Below are 22,444 nucleotides of genomic sequence, written 5' to 3'. Positions count from 1 at the left end.
ACGGATCTTGGCCGTATTATCGACTTTTCCGTTTGCATAAACAACATATAGAATGCAGGGTTAACTATCTTTACTGTAAATTTGCGCGCTCCATTAACCCTGTGCTGGCTTAAATTTGGTCAGTTAAGGTAATGGCCTGTGGCTGGGCAATATAATAGCCCTGCAAACCATCGACGAGGAGTTTTTCGAGGGTCAGTTTTTCCTCTTGGCGCTCGACACTGGTGGCGATTACTCGAATGCCGATGCGTCGTGCCACATCGACCATCATCCGTACGAAGAACTTATTATTGCTGTCTTCATCGATTGATGAGGTGTAGCTGCCATCGAGCTTAATGTAGTCTGGACGCACTTCACTGAAGAATTTGAAGGAGGTAAAGCTCATTCCAAAGCGCTCAATTGAGACCCGTGAACCGACACTATGGACTTCTCGAACAAACTTATAGCTGGCGCCTAAATTGGCCTGCATACCGGATTCGTTGATCTCAAACACTAGGCGAGAAGCGATGTATTTATGCTTACTCAACACATCCCTTAACCAGCCAACAAACAATTCTTGATGGGCCGAAAAGGCGCTGATATTGACGCCAAAGTTGCCGCTAATGGTCGGATTTTCTTTAAGCATTCTTAATGTGCTGATCACCACTAATTTATCTAATTCGGTGCTCATGCCGTGGCGTTCGGCCATGGCGATGACTGTAGTGGTGGGTAAAAACTTGCCTTCGTTGTTGTAAAAACGTGCGAGTAGTTCGCGATAGACCTCGACATCATTGCGGCAAGGTTGAATCGGCTGTTGGAAAAACTTCAACGCTTGGCGGGTGATTAAATCATTGATTGCCACTTTCCAACGGTCATCCCCAAACTGCTCGTCGCCGTTGAGTTTCTCTTGAATATGGAAACTATTGGGACCTAAGGTTTGCGCAATACTGACGGCGGTGTCCGCTAAGGAGAGCAAATTAACGGGATCGGTCCCCTGTTGATAAGGTACTAAGCCAATGTGCGCCACCGATTCGGCTCTGGTCATCTGCTGGTATTCATCGAGGAACACTTTAAGTTGTTCTAAAAACTTAGGGCCGTCTTTTAACACTAAGTCAGGTAAAAAAATCGCAAAATCTGCACTGGAGACACGGTAACACTCAGAATCGGGATATTTTGAACAAGCCTTACGAATGCAATTGGCAACACTCGCAAGATAATCATCACCCGCAGAGCGGCCTTGCAATTGGTTCACATGGGAAAGCTCAGTCGCTTTGACCATGGCTAACAGCCCGAGTTGTGGGATGCTGCGGTTACTGATGCTTTCTAATTTAGTGGTAAAAGGTGGGCGACTGCCAAAACCAGTCACAGGATCTTGATAGGCGGCTTTATGTAATTTTTGATTTTCTTGGGTCAGTAAATCCAGTTTAGATTTGAGCTGAGTTCGGCAGTCTTCTAAGGCTAATTTCACTGGCGCCATTTCACCGTTCAGCTTCGAAGATTCAATGGCAGAAAAATTCATGTCAGGAATATGGGAAATATACTCTGCCGCATAACGGATAGCTGATTTTAATTTGTTGATAAGCAGGATAAAAACAACCATCAACAGGATATAGGTCAGCACCAATACCAATCCCAATTGCTGGGTACTAGTGATCGCATTTTCAATCGCTTGATCGGCACTTAACTTAACTTGTAAACGCCCCGCAGCCAGTTTTTGCGTATGGGATAAATCTAAGGCAAACAATCCGGCTAGCGGGTGAGGGCTTTGGGAGTTGAGATCGCCCTGAGTAAAATTAAGTTGTCCGTCGGTATCATCGACATATTGGAAAAATTGCAGCGGATAATGACTGGCAATACTTTGGTAAAGCTCGGCGCCATTGCCTTGCCATTGGGTAAAGTTACCCATGTACTGTTTAAAGTTATTAAGCTCTTGCTGTTGCTGCACCTGGAGCTGATTATTTTCGTTGTGATAAATCCAACCAAACAGCCCTAAAAAAATCAGCAATAAAAAGATGGGATATGATTTAGACATCGCCATAAAAACCCGCTCTCAATGTGGTGAAGTATTTGCGGACAGAATATTAAGAGAGTGCTCAGTCAATATCCCTATCTGCGTGATGATACTCGGAATTTTGGTTAACAAACTGCTTACAGTGTAACCGTATTTGGCGTAAAACAGAAATGAAAACACACGCCTAGATGACGAGTTATCGAAGCTTAGAAGATTGGATGGAATCGCAAGAAAGTGGCTCCCCTGACTGGACTTGAACCAGTGACATACGGATTAACAGTCCGCCGTTCTACCGACTGAACTACAGGGGAGTAGAGGGTGCGATATTGCTATCGACTTAAGATATCATCTTGAAAGTGGCTCCCCTGACTGGACTTGAACCAGTGACATACGGATTAACAGTCCGCCGTTCTACCGACTGAACTACAGGGGAGTAGATGATGCGATATTGCTATCGACTTTAACTTGTCTTGCGTTAGTGGCTCCCCTGACTGGACTTGAACCAGTGACATACGGATTAACAGTCCGCCGTTCTACCGACTGAACTACAGGGGAATCGTTTTAACGCAACAGCTTGATAATTAAGTGGCTCCCCTGACTGGACTTGAACCAGTGACATACGGATTAACAGTCCGCCGTTCTACCGACTGAACTACAGGGGAATCGTTAGTTACCTAACTGTATCCTCACTTTTATCGAGATTGAAATTTGGCTCCCCTGACTGGACTTGAACCAGTGACATACGGATTAACAGTCCGCCGTTCTACCGACTGAACTACAGGGGAATCGTTTCTCTCGTCTCGATGACTCGTTGAGAACGGAGCGCATAGTAAAACGCTCTGTGGGATGAGTCAACTCGAGTTACTAAAAAAAGTGTAATTATGCTGTTAAGTGCTCATCTAATGTGCATTGCGGTGTAGAAATCAGCATTTTGATGAAGAAATAACTTATGTTTTCGTAAGATAGCGTATGCAAACATCCAAACTCAGTTGGCTTTTATCCGTCGGTAAAAATCCCCAAAAGGCTTAATTGATTAAATTGACAGCAGTTATTGGGGTTAATGGTTAATTTGAAATTTCTAAAAGCTCGGTCTTAACTAGATAAAGTTCAAATTCGTGGCAACGAAACTGCACTATTGAGGTCGAATTGAGTATGCGGCATTCAATTTGACCTTTGTGCCGATGCAAAGCAATGGGTAAAGCGATAACCCAAGACACTTCACATTATCCCTATAGCGACAGATAGACGCCATTTTTAACAATATAGGTGGCATCGAAAACATCCCGAGAGGTGATAACCATGGCAATGAGTCGATTAGCGCAAGCGGAAGCCTTACTTCAGGAACCGTTGACCTTAGATGTACTGCGTCAATACCGCGAATTATCCATGCACTTAGATGACCCTGATTTTCAAAAAATCCAAGACTTAGCCGAAATCCTCTTTGTGGTTGCATCGGCGGATGAAGCACTTTTTGCCGCCGCGTTGGCAGAGGACTTAATTTAGCGCAGTTATCCGCAGCGGTGATCAATCAGGAGAACGAGCCTTATATAAAGGCTTTGCCCACATTAATACGTCGTGAATGGGTAAACGCTGTCATTTTATGCTGCAATGCCAAGGTTAAAGCCTAACAGTTGGACATGTATCAGATTTTTCGAATGCTCTAGGTCGTAACAAGTAGTAACATTTATCAAATGTAATTAAATTACCAAAGCCGTCCATCAGCTGACGCTAGGGTGAAATACTCCTCAATCCCGCATGGTTTCTCACTTATTTCGACTTATCAACAAATTCTGTGGATAACCCTGTGAGTTGCGGCTTGAAACAGGCAGCAAAGCCTTGCCGTGCGGGCGATGGACTTAAATTGCACTATTTTGGCGATAAAAATATTAAGCCATATTTTTCAGATAGATAATAATTGCAAGTCTTATCTTTTTTGGAGTCGATTCAGGTTGCAATTTTGTAAGCAAGTGAAAGTCAACTCTTGTGTATTAATTTGGCATTTCTCCTGAGTTTTAGGGCGTTTTATCGCCAATTTGAGCATTAAAACCTCGTGGTCAAAAAGTTTCACTTTCTGTCCATCAAACTGTCATTTACTTGAGCTAGTGCAAATCTGTACTCATGGTTTAAGAAGGATAACTGCTGGAGCTTAATGGACGACTTGATTAGAATGAGTCGACTAACCACAAGGATATGTTCGCGTGTCAGAATCTGTTTTTCAGCTTGAATCCCAATTCGCCCCCGCAGGGGATCAGCCCACGGCCATCGCCAAGTTGGTCGATGGCCTCGAATCTGGCCTAGCTTGTCAAACCCTTTTGGGGGTGACGGGCTCGGGTAAGACGTTCACCATCGCCAATGTGATAGCCCAGCTTGGGCGCCCGACGATTATTATGGCGCCAAACAAGACACTGGCGGCGCAGCTTTATGGCGAGATGAAAGAGTTTTTCCCCAATAATGCGGTGGAGTACTTCGTCTCTTATTACGACTATTACCAGCCAGAAGCCTACGTACCCGCATCGAACACCTTTATTGAAAAGGATGCGTCGGTGAACGCCCATATCGAGCAAATGCGTCTCTCGGCCACGAAAGCGCTGCTGGAGCGTAAGGATGTGGTCTTGATTGCCTCTGTATCGGCAATTTACGGTCTTGGCGATCCCGATTCCTACATGAAGATGCTCTTACACCTACGCCAGGGCGATACCATGGGACAGCGGGATATTCTTAAGCGCTTGAGTGAACTGCAATATACTCGCAACGATCTCGAGTTGCAGCGCGGTACCTTCCGCGCCCGTGGAGAAGTCATCGATATTTTCCCCGCCGACTCGGATCGCTACGGTATTCGGGTAGAGCTGTTTGACGATGAAATTGAACGTTTAAGCGAGTTTGACCCGTTAACGGGGCAGATAGTTAAGCGCATTGCGCGCACCACTGTGTATCCGAAAACCCACTATGTGACGCCGCGGGAAAAAATCCTCGAAGCGACCGAGTCAATTAAAGAAGAGCTACGTGAGCGCAAGCAGTATTTACTCGACAACAATAAGTTGATTGAAGCGCAGCGGATCCACGAGCGGGTGCAATACGATATCGAGATGATGGTCGAACTGGGTTATTGCTCCGGTATTGAAAACTACTCACGCTACTTGTCGGGTCGTGCACCGGGTGAGGGACCGCCAACCTTGCTCGATTATTTACCCGCCGATGGTTTGTTGATTATCGACGAGTCCCACGTCACTGTGCCGCAAATTGGCGCCATGTATAAGGGGGACCGCTCCCGTAAAACCACGCTTGTGGAATATGGCTTCCGTTTGCCTTCGGCGCTCGATAACCGGCCGCTGAAGTTTGAAGAGTTTGAGCAACTGATGCCGCAGACCATTTATGTGTCGGCAACACCAAACCCTTACGAGCTGGATAAGAGTGGCGGTGAGATTGTTGAGCAAGTGGTTCGGCCAACGGGTTTGCTCGATCCCGAGTTGGAAGTGCGCCCGGTCAGCATTCAAGTGGACGATTTACTCTCCGAGGTGGCCAAGCGCGTTGCCGTTAATGAGCGGGTACTTGTCACCACCTTAACTAAACGTATGTCCGAGGATTTAACCGAATACCTCGATGAACACGGTGTCAAAGTGCGTTATTTGCACTCGGACATCGATACCGTGGAGCGGGTGGAGATCATTCGCGATCTGCGCCTCGGTAAGTTTGATGTGCTGGTCGGCATCAACTTGCTGCGTGAAGGTTTAGACATGCCCGAAGTTTCCTTAGTCTGTATTCTTGATGCCGATAAGGAAGGCTTTTTACGTTCGGAGCGCTCGCTTATTCAGACCATAGGTCGCGCCGCACGTAACGTCAATGGCAAGGTTATCCTCTATGCGGATAGGATCACCCAATCGATGGCCAAGGCGATGGGTGAAACCGAGCGTCGTCGTGAGAAGCAGCATGCCTACAACCTTGAGCATGGCATAGTGCCAAAAGGCGTGGTCAAGCGTATTACCGATGTGATGGATGTGGATGATGGCAGAGACACTGAAAAGGGTTATCGCCAAGCGTCACTGGGTAAAGTGGCTGAACCTAAAGCCAAACGTTATCAAGCCGATGCGGCGCAGCTGAGCCATGATATCGACAAGCTCGAGAAGCAAATGCATGAACATGCGCGTAACTTGGAGTTTGAACAGGCAGCGGCCCTGCGTGATGAGGTGAAACGTTTACGGGAGTTGCTGATCACCGCCTAACTAAATCAGAGTCTTAGCTTGTTAGACGTAGGACTGCGATGTTAATCAAGCAGATACCAAGTTAACTACTTAATAAAAAGCCGCCAACACAACAATGTGAGGCGGCTTTTTATTGTATGAATTAATCAAAATAGTAGGTATTAGCGCGACGTTTCCTTGGCTAATCTGCTTCGTTGGTACACAAACACCATAAGCGCGCAGACTAAGCCGCAGATCAGGCCGACTAAATGCGCCTCAGTGGCCACGCGTGCACCAATCATTGCGGTCACATCATCACTGGCACCATAAAATTGTTCATGGCCGACTTTAACTATCACGCCGAGCAACAGCAGATAACCCGAGCGCATTTTGCGGCGAATATCCTGCACTGCACCAAAGGTGAATAGCCCGTGTAACATGCCACTCAGCCCCACATAGCCTAAGAGTTGCGGATAACCCAGATATAGGCCAATGCCTTCAAACAGACAAAGCAGGACAAACAGCGCGGTTAATCCGTTAAGTCGGTAATGAAAGTGGTGCAAAAACAACACTACCCATAATCCCGCGAGATTCATCAGCAGGTGCCAATGATTGGTATGCAGCAGATTGCCTGTGAGTAGACGCCACCACTGGCCGTCACTGATGGCGCTGCGGCGATAGGCGAGCAGGTTATCTATGCTCGGGGTAAAAAGTCCCGCAACATACAAGAGCGCACAGAGCAGACTGACGATAAGCGCCAGCCAATAGGGGCCGAGTTTTTTTAACGTTACCAGTCTCACGCCTGCGGTTTACCCGTTTCAGTTGCCTTGTCCAGCGAGGCCATCACCTCTGCTTTATTTTGCAGGTAATCCTCTAAGCCCCGTTTGCGAAGATGGCAGGCTGGGCAATCACCGCAACCATCGCCGACAATGCCGTTATAACAGGTCAGGGTATGGTGGCGAACCAAATCGAGCTGCTGATATTTATCGGCCAGCGCCCAGGTTTGGGCTTTGTTGAGCCACATTAATGGCGTGATGATCTCAAGCTTTTTATCCATGCCTTGCATCAGTGCCGATTCCATCGCGCGCACAAAGTCGTGGCGACAGTCGGGATAACCGGAAAAATCGGTTTCGCAGACACCGGTAATAATCGCCTCGGCCCCTAATTGATAGGCGTAGATCCCCGCCAAAGTCAAAAACAGGATATTGCGGCCGGGCACAAAGGTGTTGGGTAAGCCATTTTCCATTAATTCGTGGGATACGGGGATCGCATCTCGGGTGAGGGCAGAAATCGCTAACTCATTGAGTAAGCTTACATCCATCACTTTATGGCTAGTGATCTTTAAGCGCTTGGCGAGGAATTTAGCAACTTCAATTTCTTCACGGTGACGCTGACCATAATCGAAGGTGATCCCGTGGACTTCATCAAACTGAGTTAAGGCTTGAATAAGACAAGTCGTTGAGTCTTGTCCGCCACTGAAAACCACTACCACCTTTGAAACTGATGCTGCTGACATAGGATCCACTTAAATTGACACATAAAATAGGGCGTAAGTGTAACTCAGGCGCTAGGGCTTGCAAACTCTTTGCTGGCGCGTGGCGCCGGGGATGCGGCACTTGGTATCACAATGGCTGAGGCGGTAAAAACTTGCAGCTGCAGCTAAAATCCTCTATAAATGCCGCCCCAGAAAAACGGAACGCTAGCATGAATTACCCAGTCAACGAAGTCTTTGAAACCATTCAAGGTGAAGGTGTCTTTACCGGAGTGCCCGCCATTTTTGTACGTTTACAGGGTTGCCCTGTGGGATGTGCTTGGTGTGATACGAAACAGACTTGGGATCTGCTTGAGGAAAATAAGGTGTCACCCGAACAAGTGATCACCGTCGATGGCTCCGTGGGGCGCTGGGCGAATCATACGGCGCAGAGTCTTATTGAGGCGTTTAACGCTAAGGGATACACGGCGCGCCATGTGGTGATCACAGGTGGTGAGCCTTGTATGTACGATCTGAATGAATTAACTCACACGCTTCATGCAGCCGGTTTTGCCACTCAAATCGAGACCAGTGGCACCTTTGAGGTGAAGTGCGATGCTGATACCTGGGTAACTGTTTCGCCCAAGATCAATATGAAGGGTGGTTATCAGGTGTTAGCGCAGGCCTTGATCCGCGCCAACGAGATTAAGCACCCGATAGCGACCGAAAATCATATCGACGAACTCGATGAGTTACTCAAAGGGATTGATGTGTCAGCGAAAACGATTTGTCTGCAACCGATCAGCCAAAAACCAAGGGCGACGGAATTAGCCATGAAGGTGTGTATTGCCCGCAACTGGCGTTTATCGATTCAGACCCATAAGTACTTGAATATCGATTAATCGCCACTTAGCGCTATGTACTCTTCTCTAACGCTCCGAATGGGGCGTTTTTTATCAGCAAAATCTATGGATTAAAGACAATTGTTTTAAGTAAGCGATAAAAATAATTTTGGATAAGCTGGAGTGCTAGAAAAAAACTGGGAAATAAAGCGGCATAAAGAGTGGGATGAGAAAGAAGTGGTGGAGGGAGAAGGATTCGAACCTTCGAAGGCGGAGCCGTCAGATTTACAGTCTGATCCCTTTGGCCACTCGGGAACCCCTCCACATATTTTCTTCAACTTTTAAGTCTGACTCATCGAGTCTGATTTAAAAGTTATCTTAAATCTTGGCCGGATTTAAGGGTAAAGCAAGTGTACAACAGACTAACGATTGACGAACCACATAAGATAAAAGTGGTGGAGGGAGAAGGATTCGAACCTTCGAAGGCGGAGCCGTCAGATTTACAGTCTGATCCCTTTGGCCACTCGGGAACCCCTCCACGAGTATCTTTTATAGCATCGCTAATTGTTAGTGCAAATGGTGGAGGGAGAAGGATTCGAACCTTCGAAGGCGGAGCCGTCAGATTTACAGTCTGATCCCTTTGGCCACTCGGGAACCCCTCCTCAATTGCGGCCGCCATAGTAGTCAGAAACGTTTGGCATGTAAAGTCTAAATATGAAAATTTTCCTAAAGTTCTGGTTCAACTGGTCGATTAACTAACAACGAGTTGTTTTAATGATGTTTTTTTATGCAGATCGATGTTCCTTTAATCAACGAAGCCCAAATTGGCTCCCGCTTAAATGCGGCAATCGAACACAACAGGCGAGGAGAGTTCGCCCTGTTGCTGTCGCTATTGTCTGCAGACGCGAGAGACATGGCGCAGTTTCAATGGCAAAAAGAACTCGATAATGCAGAAAAATTACAACGTCAGTTCGAGTTACCCCCCAAGCAAGCGCTTGTGGCGGATTTATCGACGGATAACAAGGTTACCGACAATAGTGCTGTTTTTGCTGAGCAAGGGGCGAGGGCGTTTCAACTGCAACAGGCATTGCGCCCAGAGGCATTAGTGATCCGCGGTGGTGAGCCTATCGCAATGGCCGAAGCCTTAAGCAATTGCGATCTCACCACACGTCTGCGCCAACGTGGCCAGTTACCCTCCCCGAAAATGGACGTCATGCATTTTGCCGATCAACTGGCGATTCAACGTAACTTAGTGCCGTTATTGGCCAGCGCCTAGCCTGTATGTCGTCTTGCCTCCAAGTCGTCTTGCCTCCAAGTCGTCTTGCCTCCAAGTCGCTATCGGGCTGTTAAGCAAGATTCTGTCTTTTAAAGCAATGCTAGGGATTAAAGGAACTTGTTGGCCAAATAGCCGTCAACTGTGTCGATGCACAATAATAAGCGTGAGCTAAAGCTGAGTCTCTGCCGCCACTGTTACCTATAATAAGGCGTTAATGATGCTGGTTTAAGTTGATGCATCACCCTTACAGCGATTAGAGAGGAAAAACAGATGAAAGGTATCATTGCAGGACAAGCGGCTACCGTGAACGACACTTGCACCGATTGCGGCAGTTTTGTGGATATTGGCGCTGTGATTGATGAGCAGGATACAGTGCTGGAGTTATCCTTCGCGTGTGCAGAGGCTGAGGTCGAAGCGACTAAGATGTTGGAGCGGGCTCAAGCGCGTTTTAGCCAAACCCAAGGGAATATTGTGCAGGATGAAGCGGGTGTTACCCTCAAGCTGGTCTTCGATGTGAGTGTCGAGAAAATGATTTTCCAATTAGAGAATGGCCTATGATGCAAGCGACCGTGAAGTCCGTTAGCGTTAATTTGTAATAAAGTGTGGCCGATGTTGCTGTTTTAAATGTAGATAGTGTAATCTGCATCAACAAAAATAAAGATAAATAGGCTCTATTAACACGCTTCTTTAGTGTGTTAGTCGCAGCAGTACCGTTTTACCCAACACGAAGTTTTGTAGGGATCAGAGTGAAGCGACGTCAGCATCAGCATTTATTAGAGTCTTTAGTGCATTCCACGGCTAAACAGCAGGGTGATTTTACTAAGACCGCAGAGTTAGCCACTGAGCTACTTTGCCAAAATTTAGCCGTTTCTCTGGTGTCGGTATGGATTTTTTCCGCCGATCAATCGAGCCAATCCCTGGTAGCGCAATTTGGCGCTATGGCCCTACAAGACACTCATCGTCCTTCGCAGTTGCAGACGCTGCCACGCTATTTAGATGAACTCAAAAATCATCGCCATATCGATGCGAGTAATACGCTTATCGATCCGCGCTTGACTGAGTTAGTCGATAACTATTTTATCCCTCGGCAAATTTTATCTAGTCTCGAGATTGGCATTCGCATTAATGGCCATCTCGAAGGCGTGCTTTGCCTTGAGCGAGCGCAACTGACTCACCATTGGCACGACAGCGAAATTCACCTTGCCTGCCAAATGGCCGATCAACTGGCCCTCACGCTGGCCACCAAACATACCTATGATAAAGAAGAGCGCTTAAGCCTGTTTCGCTGTGCCACCGAGCAGTCTCGTCAAATGAGCATGCTGATTAACCTGCACACCGAAAAAGTGGAATACGTGAATCAAGCCCACGAGGAGATCACTGGCTTAGCGCGTGAAAAAAGCATAGGCACTAATTTACGCGAGTTAAGTTTCTTTAAGCAGCACAGTGAATTAGCCGAGCAGACCTTGGCTAAAATTTTCAGAGGCGAGCAGGCTAAAGGCGAAGTGCAATTTAATCGAGCCGATGGCAGTCGCTACTGGCTCAAGTATGTGGTCAGCCAATTTATCACCGATCGCGGCAATCATTACGCCTTAGTCTCCGGCGAAGAAAGCACAGATGAGCACAACTATAAGGCGGAGCTTGAGCGTTTAGCCTGGCGTTGTAGCCTCACTGGGCTGAATAATCGTAGTCACTTCAATCGCGTATTGGAGCGCACCACCAATGGATTATTGCTGTTGGTCGATTTAGTCGCCTTTAAGCGTTTCAACGATACCTATGGTCACGAAAATGGCGACAGCTTGCTGATTGAAATTGGCCGGCGCTTAAAACATTTTTCTGAAATTAATAAGGCAACCGAAATTGCCCGCGTCGGTAGCGACGAGTTTGCCGTGTTGCTCACCGATGATAACGCGGTTTACGATCTGGATTATTTCAGTACCCGTCTATATCAGCATTTAGCCATGCCGATTTTAATCGGTCGTGAGCAAATCGAACCTAAACCTGCACTAGCGGTTGTCGATATCGCCTCGGTGGCCAATCTGTTCGCGCCGCTGACCTGCGCCGATATTGCGGTGCAATACGCGAAGAAGAAAAAGGGTACAGCTATTCAAGTGTTTAACAGCACCTTGCTCAGCGCCTTTAAGGAAGATGCGCAAATCGAGCGTGATTTGCATAGCGCCATTCGCGGCCGTCAATTCGAACTCTATTATCAGCCCTTACGGGATCTGGAGCAGAAAACCTATATCGGTGCCGAAGCCTTGATCCGTTGGCATCACCCGAAAAAAGGTGTGCTGTATCCCGGCGCCTTTATCGATATTGCCGAGCAATCTGGGATGATCAACGCCATTGGCAGCTGGGTGCTTGAGGCCGCGTGCCGACAATTGAATATATGGCAACACCATAATGCCGATTTAAGCATGCATGTTAACGTGTCGGCGCGGCAGTTTTTTAGCGGAAACCTGTATGAGCAAGTCTGGCAACTGCTGACGCGCTATCGTTTAAAGCCTAAAACCCTGATCCTTGAGATCACCGAGACGGAATTAATGGGTGACATTCGCCATGCCACGCTCTTATGTCAGGAATTGGCAGAGCTGGGTGTGGGGCTGGCCATCGATGACTTTGGTACGGGCTACAGCTCGATGCGCTATCTTAAACAATTCCCGATCAGTAAGTTAAAAATCGACCGCTCCTTTATCTCCGATCTCACCATTAGCCGCGAAAGCCAAGAAATCGTCTCGGCCATTATTGCGATGGCAAGCGCGCTTAATATTTCCTTGACCGCCGAAGGGGTTGAAACCGCCGAGCAGGAGGCGTTTTTAGCCAAGAGTTTTTGCCATCAGGCGCAGGGGTATTTATACAGTCCTGCGTTGCGAGAGCCCGAATTTGCGCAATTCTTATTGGCGGCAAAAGAACCTAATCTTGTCACGCATTAACCATTCAGATTAGTCGTACAGGAGATATAAAAACAAAAGGCAATCAATCGATTGCCTTTTGTTATCTGTGGACTAGGTTAACCCTTCATGCAGCACTGCTTAAACTTCTTACCGCTGTGGCAGACGCAAGGATCATTGCGCCCCGGTAATTTGGCATGCATTTGATGGCCTTTAGTGTAAAACCAACGACCTTGCTCGAAGATAAACTCAGAGCGCTCGTAAATGGCATCAATCTCGCCACTCATTTTATACCAGGCCTTAAAGGTCACAGTACCGAACTTGCTGCCATCGGGCTGGGTAGTGTCATTGGCGGATAATACATCGAGCCCTAACCATTGGGGATGAGGGCCTTGTTGGAGCTGCTCAAGGGTTAAGCCATCGAGGTAAGCTGCATGGTGTGTTTTGATAATGTAATCAAAATTTTTCAACACAAAAGCGCAGTAGCGAGAGCGCATTAATTGCTCAGAACTCGTCGCCAGTTGTGCTCCTGAATCGAGCCCTAGATGCAGTATTTGACAGCAATCTTGATAGATTTTTTGGCTGCCGCAAGGGCAGGTTTTGTCGTGTGTCATAATGGTAATGCTTTAAAATATAATAGATTACTGCTTTTTCTTTTGGCTGTCCGGTAATGGAGGGAACTGGCGGCCATAGTAAAGATTGGGTACAGGTTTGGCATTCAAATAGAAACTGGGTTCGGCACGGTTATTCATATCCAGTGTGACGTTCCAGCGCTGCTGAGAGTCTTTTTGGGTGCCAATCACAAATTTGCCAGCAAATTCACTCACTGGTTCGCCAGTTTCTTCTGCGGGGTAAAAACGCACTAAATAATAGCCAGTGTCGAACGCGCTGTTGCCCGAAAGCTTACGGTTGAGCACCCGGAAATCGATATCGATACGGGCCTTTTTATTGCGGATTTTATCGAAAAAACGTTGGTAAATAGCAACGATACTGTCGCGGCCATAATAGATTTCTTTACTTTGGCTTTCAGAGAGATAGCTTGCATCTTTCGCATAAATCTCTGCGGTGACTTCGGGGGCAAGCTCAGTAAATGCTTTAGTGAACAGCGGATAATTAGCATTGATCAGCTGATCGGTTGTCATGGTTGTTTTGGCTTTTGCAGGAGTTGCAAAACTTGGAAGCGACAATAGGCATATCAGGGCTAGCAGCAAAAATCTCATTACATTATTCTAATCAAGCATTCATGGCGCCACTATAATGGAGGTGCCCGCTGAACTAAAGGGTTGAATGTTTACAAAGTGTGTTTCTGTTCTAAAAGTACACACTGAGCGTTAAGAGTGGAGGAGCTTGCCATGCTAGATGATGAATCAGCACTGTTTTTTGAAGAAATGGCGGGGGTTGTGCCACTTAAGGGTGATGTGAAAGCGGTGAATTTGCAGCCTAAGGCACTAACGGAGGAGCAACTTCAGCGCCGTGATGCGTTGCAACGCGAGGCTTATTTAGCCTGTATGCCCTTGGATTTGAGTTTGATCCCGATAATAGCGCCCGATGATATTGCCAGTTTTAAGCGCGAAGGGGTGCAAGGGGCAGTGTTTAAGCGCTTAAGGCTAGGGCAGTACAGCATTAAGATGGAATTAGATGTACATGCCTACCGTTTAAGTCAGGCCCGTGATGCGTTGCTCAATTATCTGTTAGCGGCGCAGGCCCATGGGGAACGCTGCGTCATGCTTATCCATGGTAAGGGTCATAACAGTAAACCCGTGGCTGGTCTGTTGAAATCTGCCGTCTGCCATTGGTTGTCTCAACTTGATATGGTGCTGGCCTATCATTCGGCGAAAACCGAGCAGGGCGGCACGGGCGCCTTGTATGTGATGCTCACTAAATCCGAACAGCTTAAGATTGAGAACAAAGAGGCAAATCGTAAGGGAATGGGTTGGCGTTAATAGGCTTCTGAACGCATTGATTTTATCTGATTGTTACTCGCGTTCGTTATTAATGCCGAAGCTTAAAAGAAAATGCCCAACATCGTTGGGCATTTTTATCGGTTACATTTTCACACCTAAGAGCCTAGGTGTTACTGACGTCAGAGGCTTCATTCCGTCATGGTTTTAATTACCAACCACATTGACGATTCGCCGCTGTGTTTTGCTCATCGAGCCAGGTTTTAAGCGGCGCAAAATAATCGAGTACGGCTTTGGCATCCATTCCCTCAGTACCTGTCACTTCTTTTAAAGCAACTGGCCAAGGTTGACTTGCACCTAGCTCTAACATTTTATTGAGTTTTTCCCCAGCGGCTTGATTGCCATAAATACTGCATCTGTGTACAGGTCCTTTATCGCCGGCGGTATCACACAGTGCCTTATGGAACTGGAATTGCAGAATATGCGCGAGGAAGTAGCGCGTATAAGGCACGTTACCGGGCACATGGTACTTGGCACCTGGATCAAAATCGGCTTCGCTGCGGTCCGTTGGCGCCTTAACGCCTTGGTATTTCTCTCTTAATTCCCACCAGGCTTGGTTATACTGCGCTGGAGTGATTTCACCGCTAAAGACTTTCCAGCGCCACTGGTCAATCATCAAACCAAAGGGCAGGAAGGCGATTTTATCTAAAGCTTGTTTCAGCAGTAAGCCAATATCCTTAGAAGCATCGGGCACATCTTCGAGCAAGCCAATCTGTTTTAGATAGCTTGGGGTAATAGATAGCGCGATCGTGTCACCAATGGCCTCATGGAAACCATCATTGGCACTGTTTTTAAACAGGAAAGGCTGCTGTTTATAGGCACGTTGATAGAAGTTGTGTCCAAGCTCGTGGTGAATAACGGTAAAGTCTTCAGCGGTTTTCTGGATACACATCTTGATGCGAATATCGTCGAGGTTATCCAAATCCCACGCCGAGGCATGACAAACGACATCACGATCCTTGGGTTGCAAGAATAAAGAGCGACTCCAGAAACTGTCTGGCAGCGGCGCAAAGCCTAACGAGGTGAAAAAGCTTTCGGCCTGTTTAACCATCTTGTGTTCATCATAGCCCTTCTGCTCGAGCAATTCCGTCACATCATAGCCAGGATCGGCATCGTCAGGGGCGACGAGATCGTACACATTGCCCCATTGCTGCGCCCACATATTTCCCAGTAAGTGTGCGGGAATAGGGCCGGTTTTTGGCGCGATGGCATCACCGTATTCGTTATTCAGCTCGCCGCGAACGTAACAATGCAGGGATTCATAGAGGGGCTTAACTTGTCCCCATAAACGATCTAACTCCTGTGAAAATTCATCGGGTTTCATATCGTATTGGCTGCGCCATAACTCAGAGAGGTTAGCGTAACCTAGATCTTTTGCACCTTCGTTGGCGAGTTCAACTTCACGTTGAAATAGTGGGCGCATCGGTTTTGCAATTTCGCGCCAACCTTTCCATGCCTCAAGCAGTTTGGCTGGGTCACGCGATTCCGCCATCAGGCTCGACAGCTCTGGCTGGGTCATACACTTGCCATCGGCGAAACAGTATTTGCCTTTACCATAGAGTCCATTGAGCTCGGAGCTGATTTGCGCCAGCTCAGCATTTTTGGCGGGATCAAGCGGCGCAGGTAACACGAGTGCGCTGCGCAGAATATTCAGTTTGCGCGCATTGGCTGGATCGAGTTCCACATTGGCGTACTTGGCAGCTTCGGTGGCAAATTTTACCGACGCGGCACTGACTTTTTCACCGACTGCGGCCGAAAGTGCAGCGGTATCTTCGGTGATGAAGTTACTGTAAATCCATTCGGCGCGATTCGCTTCGATAGAGAGCTGCGCCATCTGGGCTTCAGCATCTTGAATAAAGGCGATGGCCTGAGCTTTATCGGGCGCAGCATTAGTTGCAGCAGGTGCTGCAGTGGTTTCGGCCTTGCTTTGGGCATCATTACAGGCGGTTAGGCCTAAGGTTAGTGCTATGGTGAGCGCAAGAGTGGTGGGACGATTCAATAGAATAGCCATGTATTGCAGTCCTTTGTTGTTTTTGTGTTAAGCATTCTACCTAAGCACAGTGTTTTTTGCACAGGACTTGATGACTTTTCATGGTTTTTTGCAACGGATGTGAGTGGCCTGTTAATCCATGTCAGCAAGGCGCAGCTTATTTGGCCATTTTTCGTTTGACAACTCCCATACCAATGTTTAATTTAAACGAGTGTTTTAAATTAATTCAAGGTCACGGAATGGCAAGTCGATCCGATACAAAAACTAGAATACTTGATGCCGCAGAGAAGCTATTTGCCGAAAGGGGGTTTTCTGAGACGTCATTGCGACTTATCACGAGCAAGGCGGAGGTTAACTTAGCCTCGGTGAACTATCACTTTGGCTCTAAAAAAGAGTTAATCCGCGCCGTGTTAGCCCGCTATTTAGACGTGTTTATGCCCGCCGCATCGACGGCCATAAAACGTTTACATACTGCGCCAACACAGGCTTCGTTAGAGGAGATTTTCTCTGCGTTAGTCGATCCATTATTGGATTTGAACGAGCTGCGCACCGAAGGCACGACAATTTTCCTACAATTGCTCGGTCGCGGTTACATTGAAAGCCAAGGGCACCTGCGTTGGTTTATCACCACCCATTATGGGCAGCATTTAGACACCTTTGTAAAAGCTGTTTCGGCCAGTGCACCGCATATTCCTCCTGCTGAAATGTTTTGGCGCTTACACTTTACCCTAGGCACGATTGTTTTCACCATGGCGTCAGCCGATGCGCTCAATGATATTGCCGCGGCCGAATTTGGTGAGCATAACGACATCGAAGCCGTGATCCGTAAAGTGATCCCCTACATGGCTGCGGGCGTATCAGTCCCCGTGGCTTCTTAATAAAAGGTCTTGATTATGTTGACGATTATAATTATTGCCCTGATTGCGATTATTGCACTGTTTGCAGTAAAGAGCCTTCGGATGCAATTTATCACCCAGCCTGTGTTTCACTTCTTTAAAAAAGTATTACCGCCATTATCCGATACCGAGCGCGAAGCGATGGAAGCGGGTGATGTGTGGTGGGAAGGCGAGCTATTCCGCGGTAATCCGAATTGGAATACCCTGCACAGTTACGGTAAACCCACTCTTACGGCTGAAGAGAAAGACTTTATCGATAATCAGGTGATGACCGCCCTGAAGATGATCGATGATTTTGATATCGTGCATAATCGTAAGGATTTGCCACCAGAGCTGTGGGACTACTTTAAAAAAGAAGGCTTCTTTGCACTGATCATCCCGAAAAAGTTTGGTGGTCGTGCGTTTTCTGCCTACGCCAACTCGACGATTGTGAGTAAATTAGCCAGCCGCAGTGTGAGTGCCGCGGTCACTGTGATGGTTCCAAACTCATTAGGCCCAGGTGAGCTTTTGACTCATTATGGTACCAAAGAGCAAAAGGAGCGCTGGTTACCTGCATTAGCCAAGGGTGATGAGATCCCATGCTTTGCATTAACTGGCCCTGAAGCCGGTAGTGATGCGGGCGCTATCCCCGATGTGGGTATTGTTTGCCGTGGTGAGTTTAACGGTGAAGAAGTTTTAGGCCTGAAATTAACCTGGGACAAGCGTTATATCACCCTCGCACCTGTGGCAACCGTATTAGGTTTAGCCTTCCAGATGCGCGACCCTGATGGTTTGCTTGGCGATAAAAAGAATTTAGGTATTACCTGCGCCTTGATCCCTACTGATCATCCTGGTGTGGTGATTGGGCGTCGTCATAATCCGCTTAACATGGCGTTTATGAACGGGACTACTAAGGGCGAAGAAGTCTTTATTCCGCTGGATTGGATTATCGGTGGTCCTGAGTTTGCGGGCAGAGGCTGGCGTATGCTGGTTGAATGTTTATCGGCGGGTCGCGGTATTTCTCTGCCTGCATTGGCTACCGCTTCTGGCCATATGGCGACCAAAACCACCACGGCTTACAGCTATGTGCGTCAGCAATTTGGTATGGCGATTGGCAACTTTGAAGGTGTGCAAGAAGCGCTGGCGCGCATTATCGCTAATACCTATCAATTGGAAGCGGCGCGCCGTTTAACCACAACGGGTATTGATCTTAAAGTTAAACCTTCAGTGGTGACGGCGATTGCTAAGTTCCACATGACTGAACTTGGCCGCGCGGTGATGAACGATGCGATGGATATTCAGTCGGGTAAGGGTATCCAATTAGGACCTAAAAACTACTTAGGCCACCCTTATATGTCGAATCCTATTTCGATTACCGTTGAAGGGGCGAATATTTTGACGCGTTCCTTGATGATCTTTGGTCAAGGTGCGACCCGTTGCCATCCTTATGTGTTGGCTGAAATGGAAGCCGCGGCGATGGAAAACGAGCACGATGCGCTCGAGCGTTTCGACTCGCTGTTAATGGGCCATATGGGTTACGCCACTCGCAACGCGTTCAGTGCCTTATTCAACGCCTTGACTGCCAGCCGTTTCGGCAGTGCGCCAGTTAGCGGCGAAACCAAGCAATATTACAAAGACATGTCGCGCATTTCATCGGCATTAGCCTTGATGACAGATATTTCAATGCTGATCATGGGCGGCGATTTGAAGCGTAAGGAAATGTTGTCGGCACGTATGGGAGATGTGTTAAGCCAGCTGTACTTAGGCTCAGCCACCTTAAAACTGTTTGAAGACAATGGCCGTCAACAGGACGATTTACCCGCGGTGCGCTATGTAATGGCAAATCGCTTGCACTTAGCAGCTAAAGCGCTTGAAGAAGTGATCCGTAACTTCCCGAACCGCCCATTTGCATGGCTGCTACGTGCGCTGATTTTCCCCATCGGCAACCATTTCAATGCGCCTAGCGATAAAATGGCGACTGAATTGGTCTCTGGCATGTTAAAACCGAGTCCTGCTCGTGAACGCATTACTTTCCTATGCCCAGAGTTTGAAGGCGACGTGGGTGGTATTGCAGAGGTTGAACAGGCCTTCGTGGCGCAATATGCCTGTAAAGAGATTTACAAGAAGCTCAAGAAAGCACAACGCGCCGGTGAGTTGCCAGCCAAAGTGCCTAACTTAGTGTTATTTGCTAAAGCGCTGGAGCAGGGCACTGTGACTCAAGATGAGCATCAAAAGCTGTTACATGCCGATAAGCTGCGCTTAGCGGCCATCAATGTGAATGATTTTGAAGCCTTATAATCTGATCGGCTAGCACGACTACAATCGTTTCTAGCCTGACAAGATATAAAAAAACCACCTCAATTGAGGTGGTTTTTGTTTTTAAGCTTGATGACGGTTAGCCTTACTCTTTACGTCTAGCTAACGCCAATCAGCAAAAATTATGCAACGATCAACACTTTACAAGTGTTAGTGCCGCCGATAGTTTCCATCGCATCGCCCTTGGTCATTAATACCAAGTCGCCACTCTGCAGATAACCCGCAGCTGTTAATGATTCCAACGCTTTTTGCGCTAACTCATCGGCAGGATAAATGGTTGAGTCGAAGTAAATCGGTAACACACCACGGTACAGTGCCATCTTCGCCAGCGTTGTCTCATGGCGTGATAAACCAAGAATTGGTAAAGATGAACTGATACGTGACATCAGTTTAGGTGTTGCGCCAGACTCAGTTAAGGCAATAATCGCTTTAACGCCTTCTAAGTGGTTAGCGGCATACATAGTAGAGAGTGCGATCGTTTCTTCAACTGAAGTGAAACGTGCATCTAATCTGTGCTTAGACACTTTCACGCTTGGATGAGATTCGGCACCGATACACACATTCGCCATCGCCTTAACGGTTTCTTCTGGGAAGTCACCAGCAGCGGTTTCGGCAGACAGCATCACAGCGTCAGTACCATCGAGCACGGCGTTGGCCACGTCCATGACTTCCGCGCGAGTTGGCATTGGGCTCGAAATCATTGACTCCATCATTTGAGTCGCAGTGATCACGATTTTATTCAGTTGACGAGAGCGGGCGATAAGCTTCTTCTGCACTGCAACCAGTGCTGCGTCACCAATCTCAACCCCTAAGTCACCACGGGCAACCATGACTACGTCAGAGGCTAAAATCACATCATCCATCGCTTCTTCGCTAGCAACGGCTTCAGCACGTTCTACTTTTGCGACGATCAGTGCATTACTGCCAGCTTGTTGCGCTAAAGAACGCGCGTATTCCAGATCGGCGCCGCTACGTGGGAAAGACACGGCTAAGTAATCTACTTGGATCATGGCCGCAGTCAGAATGTCTGCCTTGTCTTTTTCAGTCAGAGCCGCTGCCGAAAGACCACCACCTTGTTTGTTGATCCCTTTATTGTTTGATAGAGGGCCTGCAACGGTAACAGTCGTGTGCACTTTACGACCTTCAACGCGCTCAACACGCAGTTGAACGCGGCCGTCGTCGAGCATCAGGATATCGCCAACATTCACATCGTCTGGCAATTGCTTATAGTCGATACCGACTTGATTCTCGTCGCCTTCGCCTTTACCTAACTCGGCATCCAGAATGTAGGCTTGACCTAAGTTCAGTTGAACTTTCTTGTTGTCTTTAAAGGTAGATACACGGATCTTAGGACCTTGTAAGTCACCTAAAATAGCAACATGGACACCTAATTCTTTTGCAATTTCGCGAGCTTGAGTCGCGCGTTTGAGATGATCTTCGGGGGAGCCGTGGGAGAAGTTAAGACGAACAACGTTTGCACCTGCCGCGATAATACGGCGTAAGTTATCGTCACGGTCAGTGGCGGGGCCCAGAGTGGTGACGATTTTGGTTCTGCGGAACATAAGATACTCCGTTAAAGTTAAAAAATCTTGGGGCTATATTACCATGCAATTCCAAATTATGTAGTAAAGTTACAATCAAATTGATCTAAAGTTATGTTTCAAATTTGTGAGGTATCGCTGAAATTTGCTTTAAAAAAGGCTAGACGGACGATTTGCACTAGCCTTTTTTAAGATAGGAAGTGAATTACAGTATCGGATCTTTATTGATACGAGACTCTTTCAACACTTCTTTCACACGTTTTAAATTGTCACGGAAACGCGGGCCGCGGCGTAGGGTAAAGCCAGTCGCCAATACATCTATAGTCACCAATTGCGCTAAACGCGAGGCCATTGGTAAATACATATCGGTATCTTCAGGCACTTCCATTGTCACGGGCAGTGTACATTCCATGGATAGCGGTGAATTACGAGCCGTAATACCAATCACAGCCGCGCCGTTTTCTCTGGCTAAACGCGCTATTTCAATCAATGACTTAGTACGACCTGTATGGGAAATCAGCACCACAACGTCGCCTTCATTGCTGTTAATACAGCTCATGCGCTGCATCAGAACATCGTCAAAACAGATGACAGGCACATTAAAACGGAAAAATTTATTCTGGGCATCATGGGCAACGGAGGCCGAAGCGCCTAAGCCAAAGAAGGAAATAGTTTTGGCTTGAGTCAGAATATCCACGGCTTTATTGATGGCAGTGACGTCTAAGCTTTGACGTGCTGTATCTAAGGAAGCCATTGATGATTCGAAAATTTTTGTGGTGTAAGACTCTGGAGAGTCATCTTCTTCCACATGGCGGCTCACATAAGGCGTACCGTTTGCGAGACTTTGCGCCAGATGTAACTTAAAATCAGGAAAGCCTTTAGTATCTAAGCGGCGACAGAAACGGTTCACAGTAGGTTCACTCACATCTGCCATCTTAGCCAGAGTGGCAATACTGGAGTGAATAGCTGTTTGCGGAGAGGCTAAGATCACCTCTGCAACCTTGCGTTCTGACTTACTAAAATGGGTGAGGCTTTTTTGAACCTTTTCTAGGGTATTCATACGCGTACGTCCGCTAAATTGAGAATGTAATTTTATTTATTTTTGTTTAGTGCTGCTGA

17 protein-coding genes and 8 tRNA genes are annotated in these 22,444 nt (G+C 47.4%); 9 read left to right on the top strand and 16 right to left on the bottom strand.

What is annotated here, in order from left to right:
* Window positions 1–109: 109 nt before the first annotated feature.
* The 6 genes from N7386_RS11540 to N7386_RS11515 form a co-directional block, all read right to left on the bottom strand.
* Window positions 110–2,014, bottom strand: a complete 1,905-nt coding sequence (locus N7386_RS11540) for a GGDEF domain-containing protein (protein WP_264888129.1) — start codon at window positions 2,012–2,014, stop codon at window positions 110–112.
* 208 nt (window positions 2,015–2,222) lie between these two features.
* Window positions 2,223–2,298: transfer RNA gene (locus tag N7386_RS11535), tRNA-Asn, on the bottom strand.
* Window positions 2,299–2,344: 46 nt separating this feature from the next.
* Window positions 2,345–2,420 (bottom strand) — tRNA-Asn (locus N7386_RS11530).
* Between the two features lie 46 nt (window positions 2,421–2,466).
* A tRNA-Asn gene (locus N7386_RS11525) sits at window positions 2,467–2,542 on the bottom strand.
* Window positions 2,543–2,573: 31 nt separating this feature from the next.
* Window positions 2,574–2,649 (bottom strand) — tRNA-Asn (locus N7386_RS11520).
* A 47-nt stretch (window positions 2,650–2,696) separates the two neighbouring features.
* Window positions 2,697–2,772 (bottom strand) — tRNA-Asn (locus tag N7386_RS11515).
* A 514-nt stretch (window positions 2,773–3,286) separates the two neighbouring features.
* On the opposite strand from N7386_RS11515, the gene N7386_RS11510 reads away from it, so the two are divergent.
* Window positions 3,287–3,490, top strand: a complete 204-nt coding sequence (locus N7386_RS11510) for a hypothetical protein (protein WP_041412641.1) — start codon at window positions 3,287–3,289, stop codon at window positions 3,488–3,490.
* A 695-nt stretch (window positions 3,491–4,185) separates the two neighbouring features.
* Window positions 4,186–6,207, top strand: coding sequence for an excinuclease ABC subunit UvrB (gene uvrB / locus N7386_RS11505; protein ID WP_088212331.1), 2,022 nt, complete (start codon window positions 4,186–4,188; stop codon window positions 6,205–6,207).
* Window positions 6,208–6,347: 140 nt separating this feature from the next.
* On the opposite strand, the gene rrtA is transcribed toward uvrB, so the two are convergent.
* Entirely contained in the window at window positions 6,348–6,965 is a 618-nt protein-coding gene (gene rrtA / locus N7386_RS11500) for a rhombosortase (RefSeq protein WP_264888123.1), read from the bottom strand.
* Complete coding sequence (gene queC, locus N7386_RS11495) at window positions 6,962–7,681, bottom strand: 7-cyano-7-deazaguanine synthase QueC (protein ID WP_279768584.1); 720 nt, start codon at window positions 7,679–7,681, stop codon at window positions 6,962–6,964. Before queC ends, rrtA begins: the two co-directional genes overlap by 4 nt.
* Window positions 7,682–7,869: 188 nt before the next feature.
* Here queC and queE point away from each other — a divergent pair, with 188 nt between their 5' ends.
* Window positions 7,870–8,538, top strand: coding sequence for a 7-carboxy-7-deazaguanine synthase QueE (queE, locus tag N7386_RS11490; protein ID WP_248967990.1), 669 nt, complete (start codon window positions 7,870–7,872; stop codon window positions 8,536–8,538).
* A gap of 178 nt (window positions 8,539–8,716) precedes the next feature.
* Here queE and N7386_RS11485 read toward each other — a convergent pair.
* The 3 genes from N7386_RS11485 to N7386_RS11475 form a co-directional block, all read right to left on the bottom strand.
* Window positions 8,717–8,801: transfer RNA gene (locus N7386_RS11485), tRNA-Tyr, on the bottom strand.
* 130 nt (window positions 8,802–8,931) lie between these two features.
* Window positions 8,932–9,016 (bottom strand) — tRNA-Tyr (locus tag N7386_RS11480).
* A 39-nt stretch (window positions 9,017–9,055) separates the two neighbouring features.
* Window positions 9,056–9,140, bottom strand: a tRNA-Tyr gene (locus N7386_RS11475).
* Between the two features lie 125 nt (window positions 9,141–9,265).
* On the opposite strand from N7386_RS11475, the gene N7386_RS11470 reads away from it, so the two are divergent.
* The 3 genes from N7386_RS11470 to N7386_RS11460 all read left to right on the top strand — a co-directional run bounded on the left by N7386_RS11470 (window position 9,266) and on the right by N7386_RS11460 (window position 12,684).
* Window positions 9,266–9,754: a VC2046/SO_2500 family protein gene (locus tag N7386_RS11470; RefSeq protein WP_086904921.1), complete on the top strand. Its 489-nt coding sequence runs from the start codon at window positions 9,266–9,268 to the stop codon at window positions 9,752–9,754.
* Window positions 9,755–10,024: 270 nt separating this feature from the next.
* On the top strand, window positions 10,025–10,312 hold the full coding sequence (locus tag N7386_RS11465; RefSeq protein WP_279768579.1) for a DUF406 family protein: 288 nt from the start codon (window positions 10,025–10,027) through the stop codon (window positions 10,310–10,312).
* A 188-nt stretch (window positions 10,313–10,500) separates the two neighbouring features.
* A complete protein-coding gene (locus N7386_RS11460; protein WP_279768577.1) occupies window positions 10,501–12,684 on the top strand; it encodes an EAL domain-containing protein in 2,184 nt (727 codons plus the stop codon).
* A 77-nt stretch (window positions 12,685–12,761) separates the two neighbouring features.
* Here the strand turns inward: N7386_RS11460 and N7386_RS11455 are convergent, their stop codons facing one another.
* Together N7386_RS11455 and N7386_RS11450 are read right to left on the bottom strand one after the other, a co-directional pair.
* Window positions 12,762–13,256, bottom strand: coding sequence for a YchJ family protein (locus tag N7386_RS11455; RefSeq protein ID WP_279768575.1), 495 nt, complete (start codon window positions 13,254–13,256; stop codon window positions 12,762–12,764).
* A 27-nt stretch (window positions 13,257–13,283) separates the two neighbouring features.
* A complete protein-coding gene (locus tag N7386_RS11450) occupies window positions 13,284–13,862 on the bottom strand; it encodes a hypothetical protein (RefSeq protein ID WP_011717111.1) in 579 nt (192 codons plus the stop codon).
* A 132-nt stretch (window positions 13,863–13,994) separates the two neighbouring features.
* On the opposite strand from N7386_RS11450, the gene smrA reads away from it, so the two are divergent.
* Entirely contained in the window at window positions 13,995–14,585 is a 591-nt protein-coding gene (smrA, locus tag N7386_RS11445) for a DNA endonuclease SmrA (protein WP_089067744.1), read from the top strand.
* A gap of 169 nt (window positions 14,586–14,754) precedes the next feature.
* On the opposite strand, the gene N7386_RS11440 is transcribed toward smrA, so the two are convergent.
* Window positions 14,755–16,614 (bottom strand): M2 family metallopeptidase, encoded by a 1,860-nt coding sequence (locus N7386_RS11440; RefSeq protein ID WP_279768573.1) that lies wholly within the window; start codon window positions 16,612–16,614, stop codon window positions 14,755–14,757.
* Window positions 16,615–16,832: 218 nt separating this feature from the next.
* On the opposite strand from N7386_RS11440, the gene N7386_RS11435 reads away from it, so the two are divergent.
* Entirely contained in the window at window positions 16,833–17,471 is a 639-nt protein-coding gene (locus tag N7386_RS11435; RefSeq protein WP_011622813.1) for a TetR/AcrR family transcriptional regulator, read from the top strand.
* A gap of 15 nt (window positions 17,472–17,486) precedes the next feature.
* The gene (locus tag N7386_RS11430) at window positions 17,487–19,766 is read left to right on the top strand and encodes an acyl-CoA dehydrogenase (protein ID WP_279768570.1); all 2,280 of its coding nucleotides are present in this window, start codon (window positions 17,487–17,489) and stop codon (window positions 19,764–19,766) included.
* A 140-nt stretch (window positions 19,767–19,906) separates the two neighbouring features.
* Here the strand turns inward: N7386_RS11430 and pyk are convergent, their stop codons facing one another.
* Both pyk and N7386_RS11420 read right to left on the bottom strand, forming a co-directional pair.
* Complete coding sequence (pyk, locus tag N7386_RS11425) at window positions 19,907–21,346, bottom strand: pyruvate kinase (RefSeq protein WP_011717107.1); 1,440 nt, start codon at window positions 21,344–21,346, stop codon at window positions 19,907–19,909.
* A 184-nt stretch (window positions 21,347–21,530) separates the two neighbouring features.
* Window positions 21,531–22,385 (bottom strand): MurR/RpiR family transcriptional regulator, encoded by an 855-nt coding sequence (locus N7386_RS11420; protein ID WP_011622810.1) that lies wholly within the window; start codon window positions 22,383–22,385, stop codon window positions 21,531–21,533.
* Window positions 22,386–22,444 lie beyond the last annotated feature (59 nt).

Origin of the sequence: Shewanella sp. GD04112 (assembly GCF_029835735.1) — a bacterium.
In the GTDB taxonomy this organism is placed as follows: Bacteria; Pseudomonadota; Gammaproteobacteria; order Enterobacterales; family Shewanellaceae; genus Shewanella.
This window is presented reverse-complemented; position numbering and strand designations above follow the sequence as displayed.

What these genes read in the sequence shown, in the direction of transcription:
- N7386_RS11430 (WP_279768570.1), top strand. Translation starts at nt 17,487, where the DNA reads ATGTTGACGATTATAATTATTGCCCTGATTGCGATTATTGCACTGTTT.
- queC (WP_279768584.1), bottom strand. Translation starts at nt 7,681, where the DNA reads ATGTCAGCAGCATCAGTTTCAAAGGTGGTAGTGGTTTTCAGTGGCGGA.
- N7386_RS11455 (WP_279768575.1), bottom strand. Translation starts at nt 13,256, where the DNA reads ATGACACACGACAAAACCTGCCCTTGCGGCAGCCAAAAAATCTATCAA.
- N7386_RS11420 (WP_011622810.1), bottom strand. Translation starts at nt 22,385, where the DNA reads ATGAATACCCTAGAAAAGGTTCAAAAAAGCCTCACCCATTTTAGTAAG.
- N7386_RS11510 (WP_041412641.1), top strand. Translation starts at nt 3,287, where the DNA reads ATGGCAATGAGTCGATTAGCGCAAGCGGAAGCCTTACTTCAGGAACCG.
- N7386_RS11470 (WP_086904921.1), top strand. Translation starts at nt 9,266, where the DNA reads ATGCAGATCGATGTTCCTTTAATCAACGAAGCCCAAATTGGCTCCCGC.
- N7386_RS11540 (WP_264888129.1), bottom strand. Translation starts at nt 2,014, where the DNA reads ATGGCGATGTCTAAATCATATCCCATCTTTTTATTGCTGATTTTTTTA.
- pyk (WP_011717107.1), bottom strand. Translation starts at nt 21,346, where the DNA reads ATGTTCCGCAGAACCAAAATCGTCACCACTCTGGGCCCCGCCACTGAC.
- N7386_RS11440 (WP_279768573.1), bottom strand. Translation starts at nt 16,614, where the DNA reads ATGGCTATTCTATTGAATCGTCCCACCACTCTTGCGCTCACCATAGCA.
- smrA (WP_089067744.1), top strand. Translation starts at nt 13,995, where the DNA reads ATGCTAGATGATGAATCAGCACTGTTTTTTGAAGAAATGGCGGGGGTT.
- N7386_RS11435 (WP_011622813.1), top strand. Translation starts at nt 16,833, where the DNA reads ATGGCAAGTCGATCCGATACAAAAACTAGAATACTTGATGCCGCAGAG.
- queE (WP_248967990.1), top strand. Translation starts at nt 7,870, where the DNA reads ATGAATTACCCAGTCAACGAAGTCTTTGAAACCATTCAAGGTGAAGGT.
- N7386_RS11450 (WP_011717111.1), bottom strand. Translation starts at nt 13,862, where the DNA reads ATGAGATTTTTGCTGCTAGCCCTGATATGCCTATTGTCGCTTCCAAGT.
- N7386_RS11465 (WP_279768579.1), top strand. Translation starts at nt 10,025, where the DNA reads ATGAAAGGTATCATTGCAGGACAAGCGGCTACCGTGAACGACACTTGC.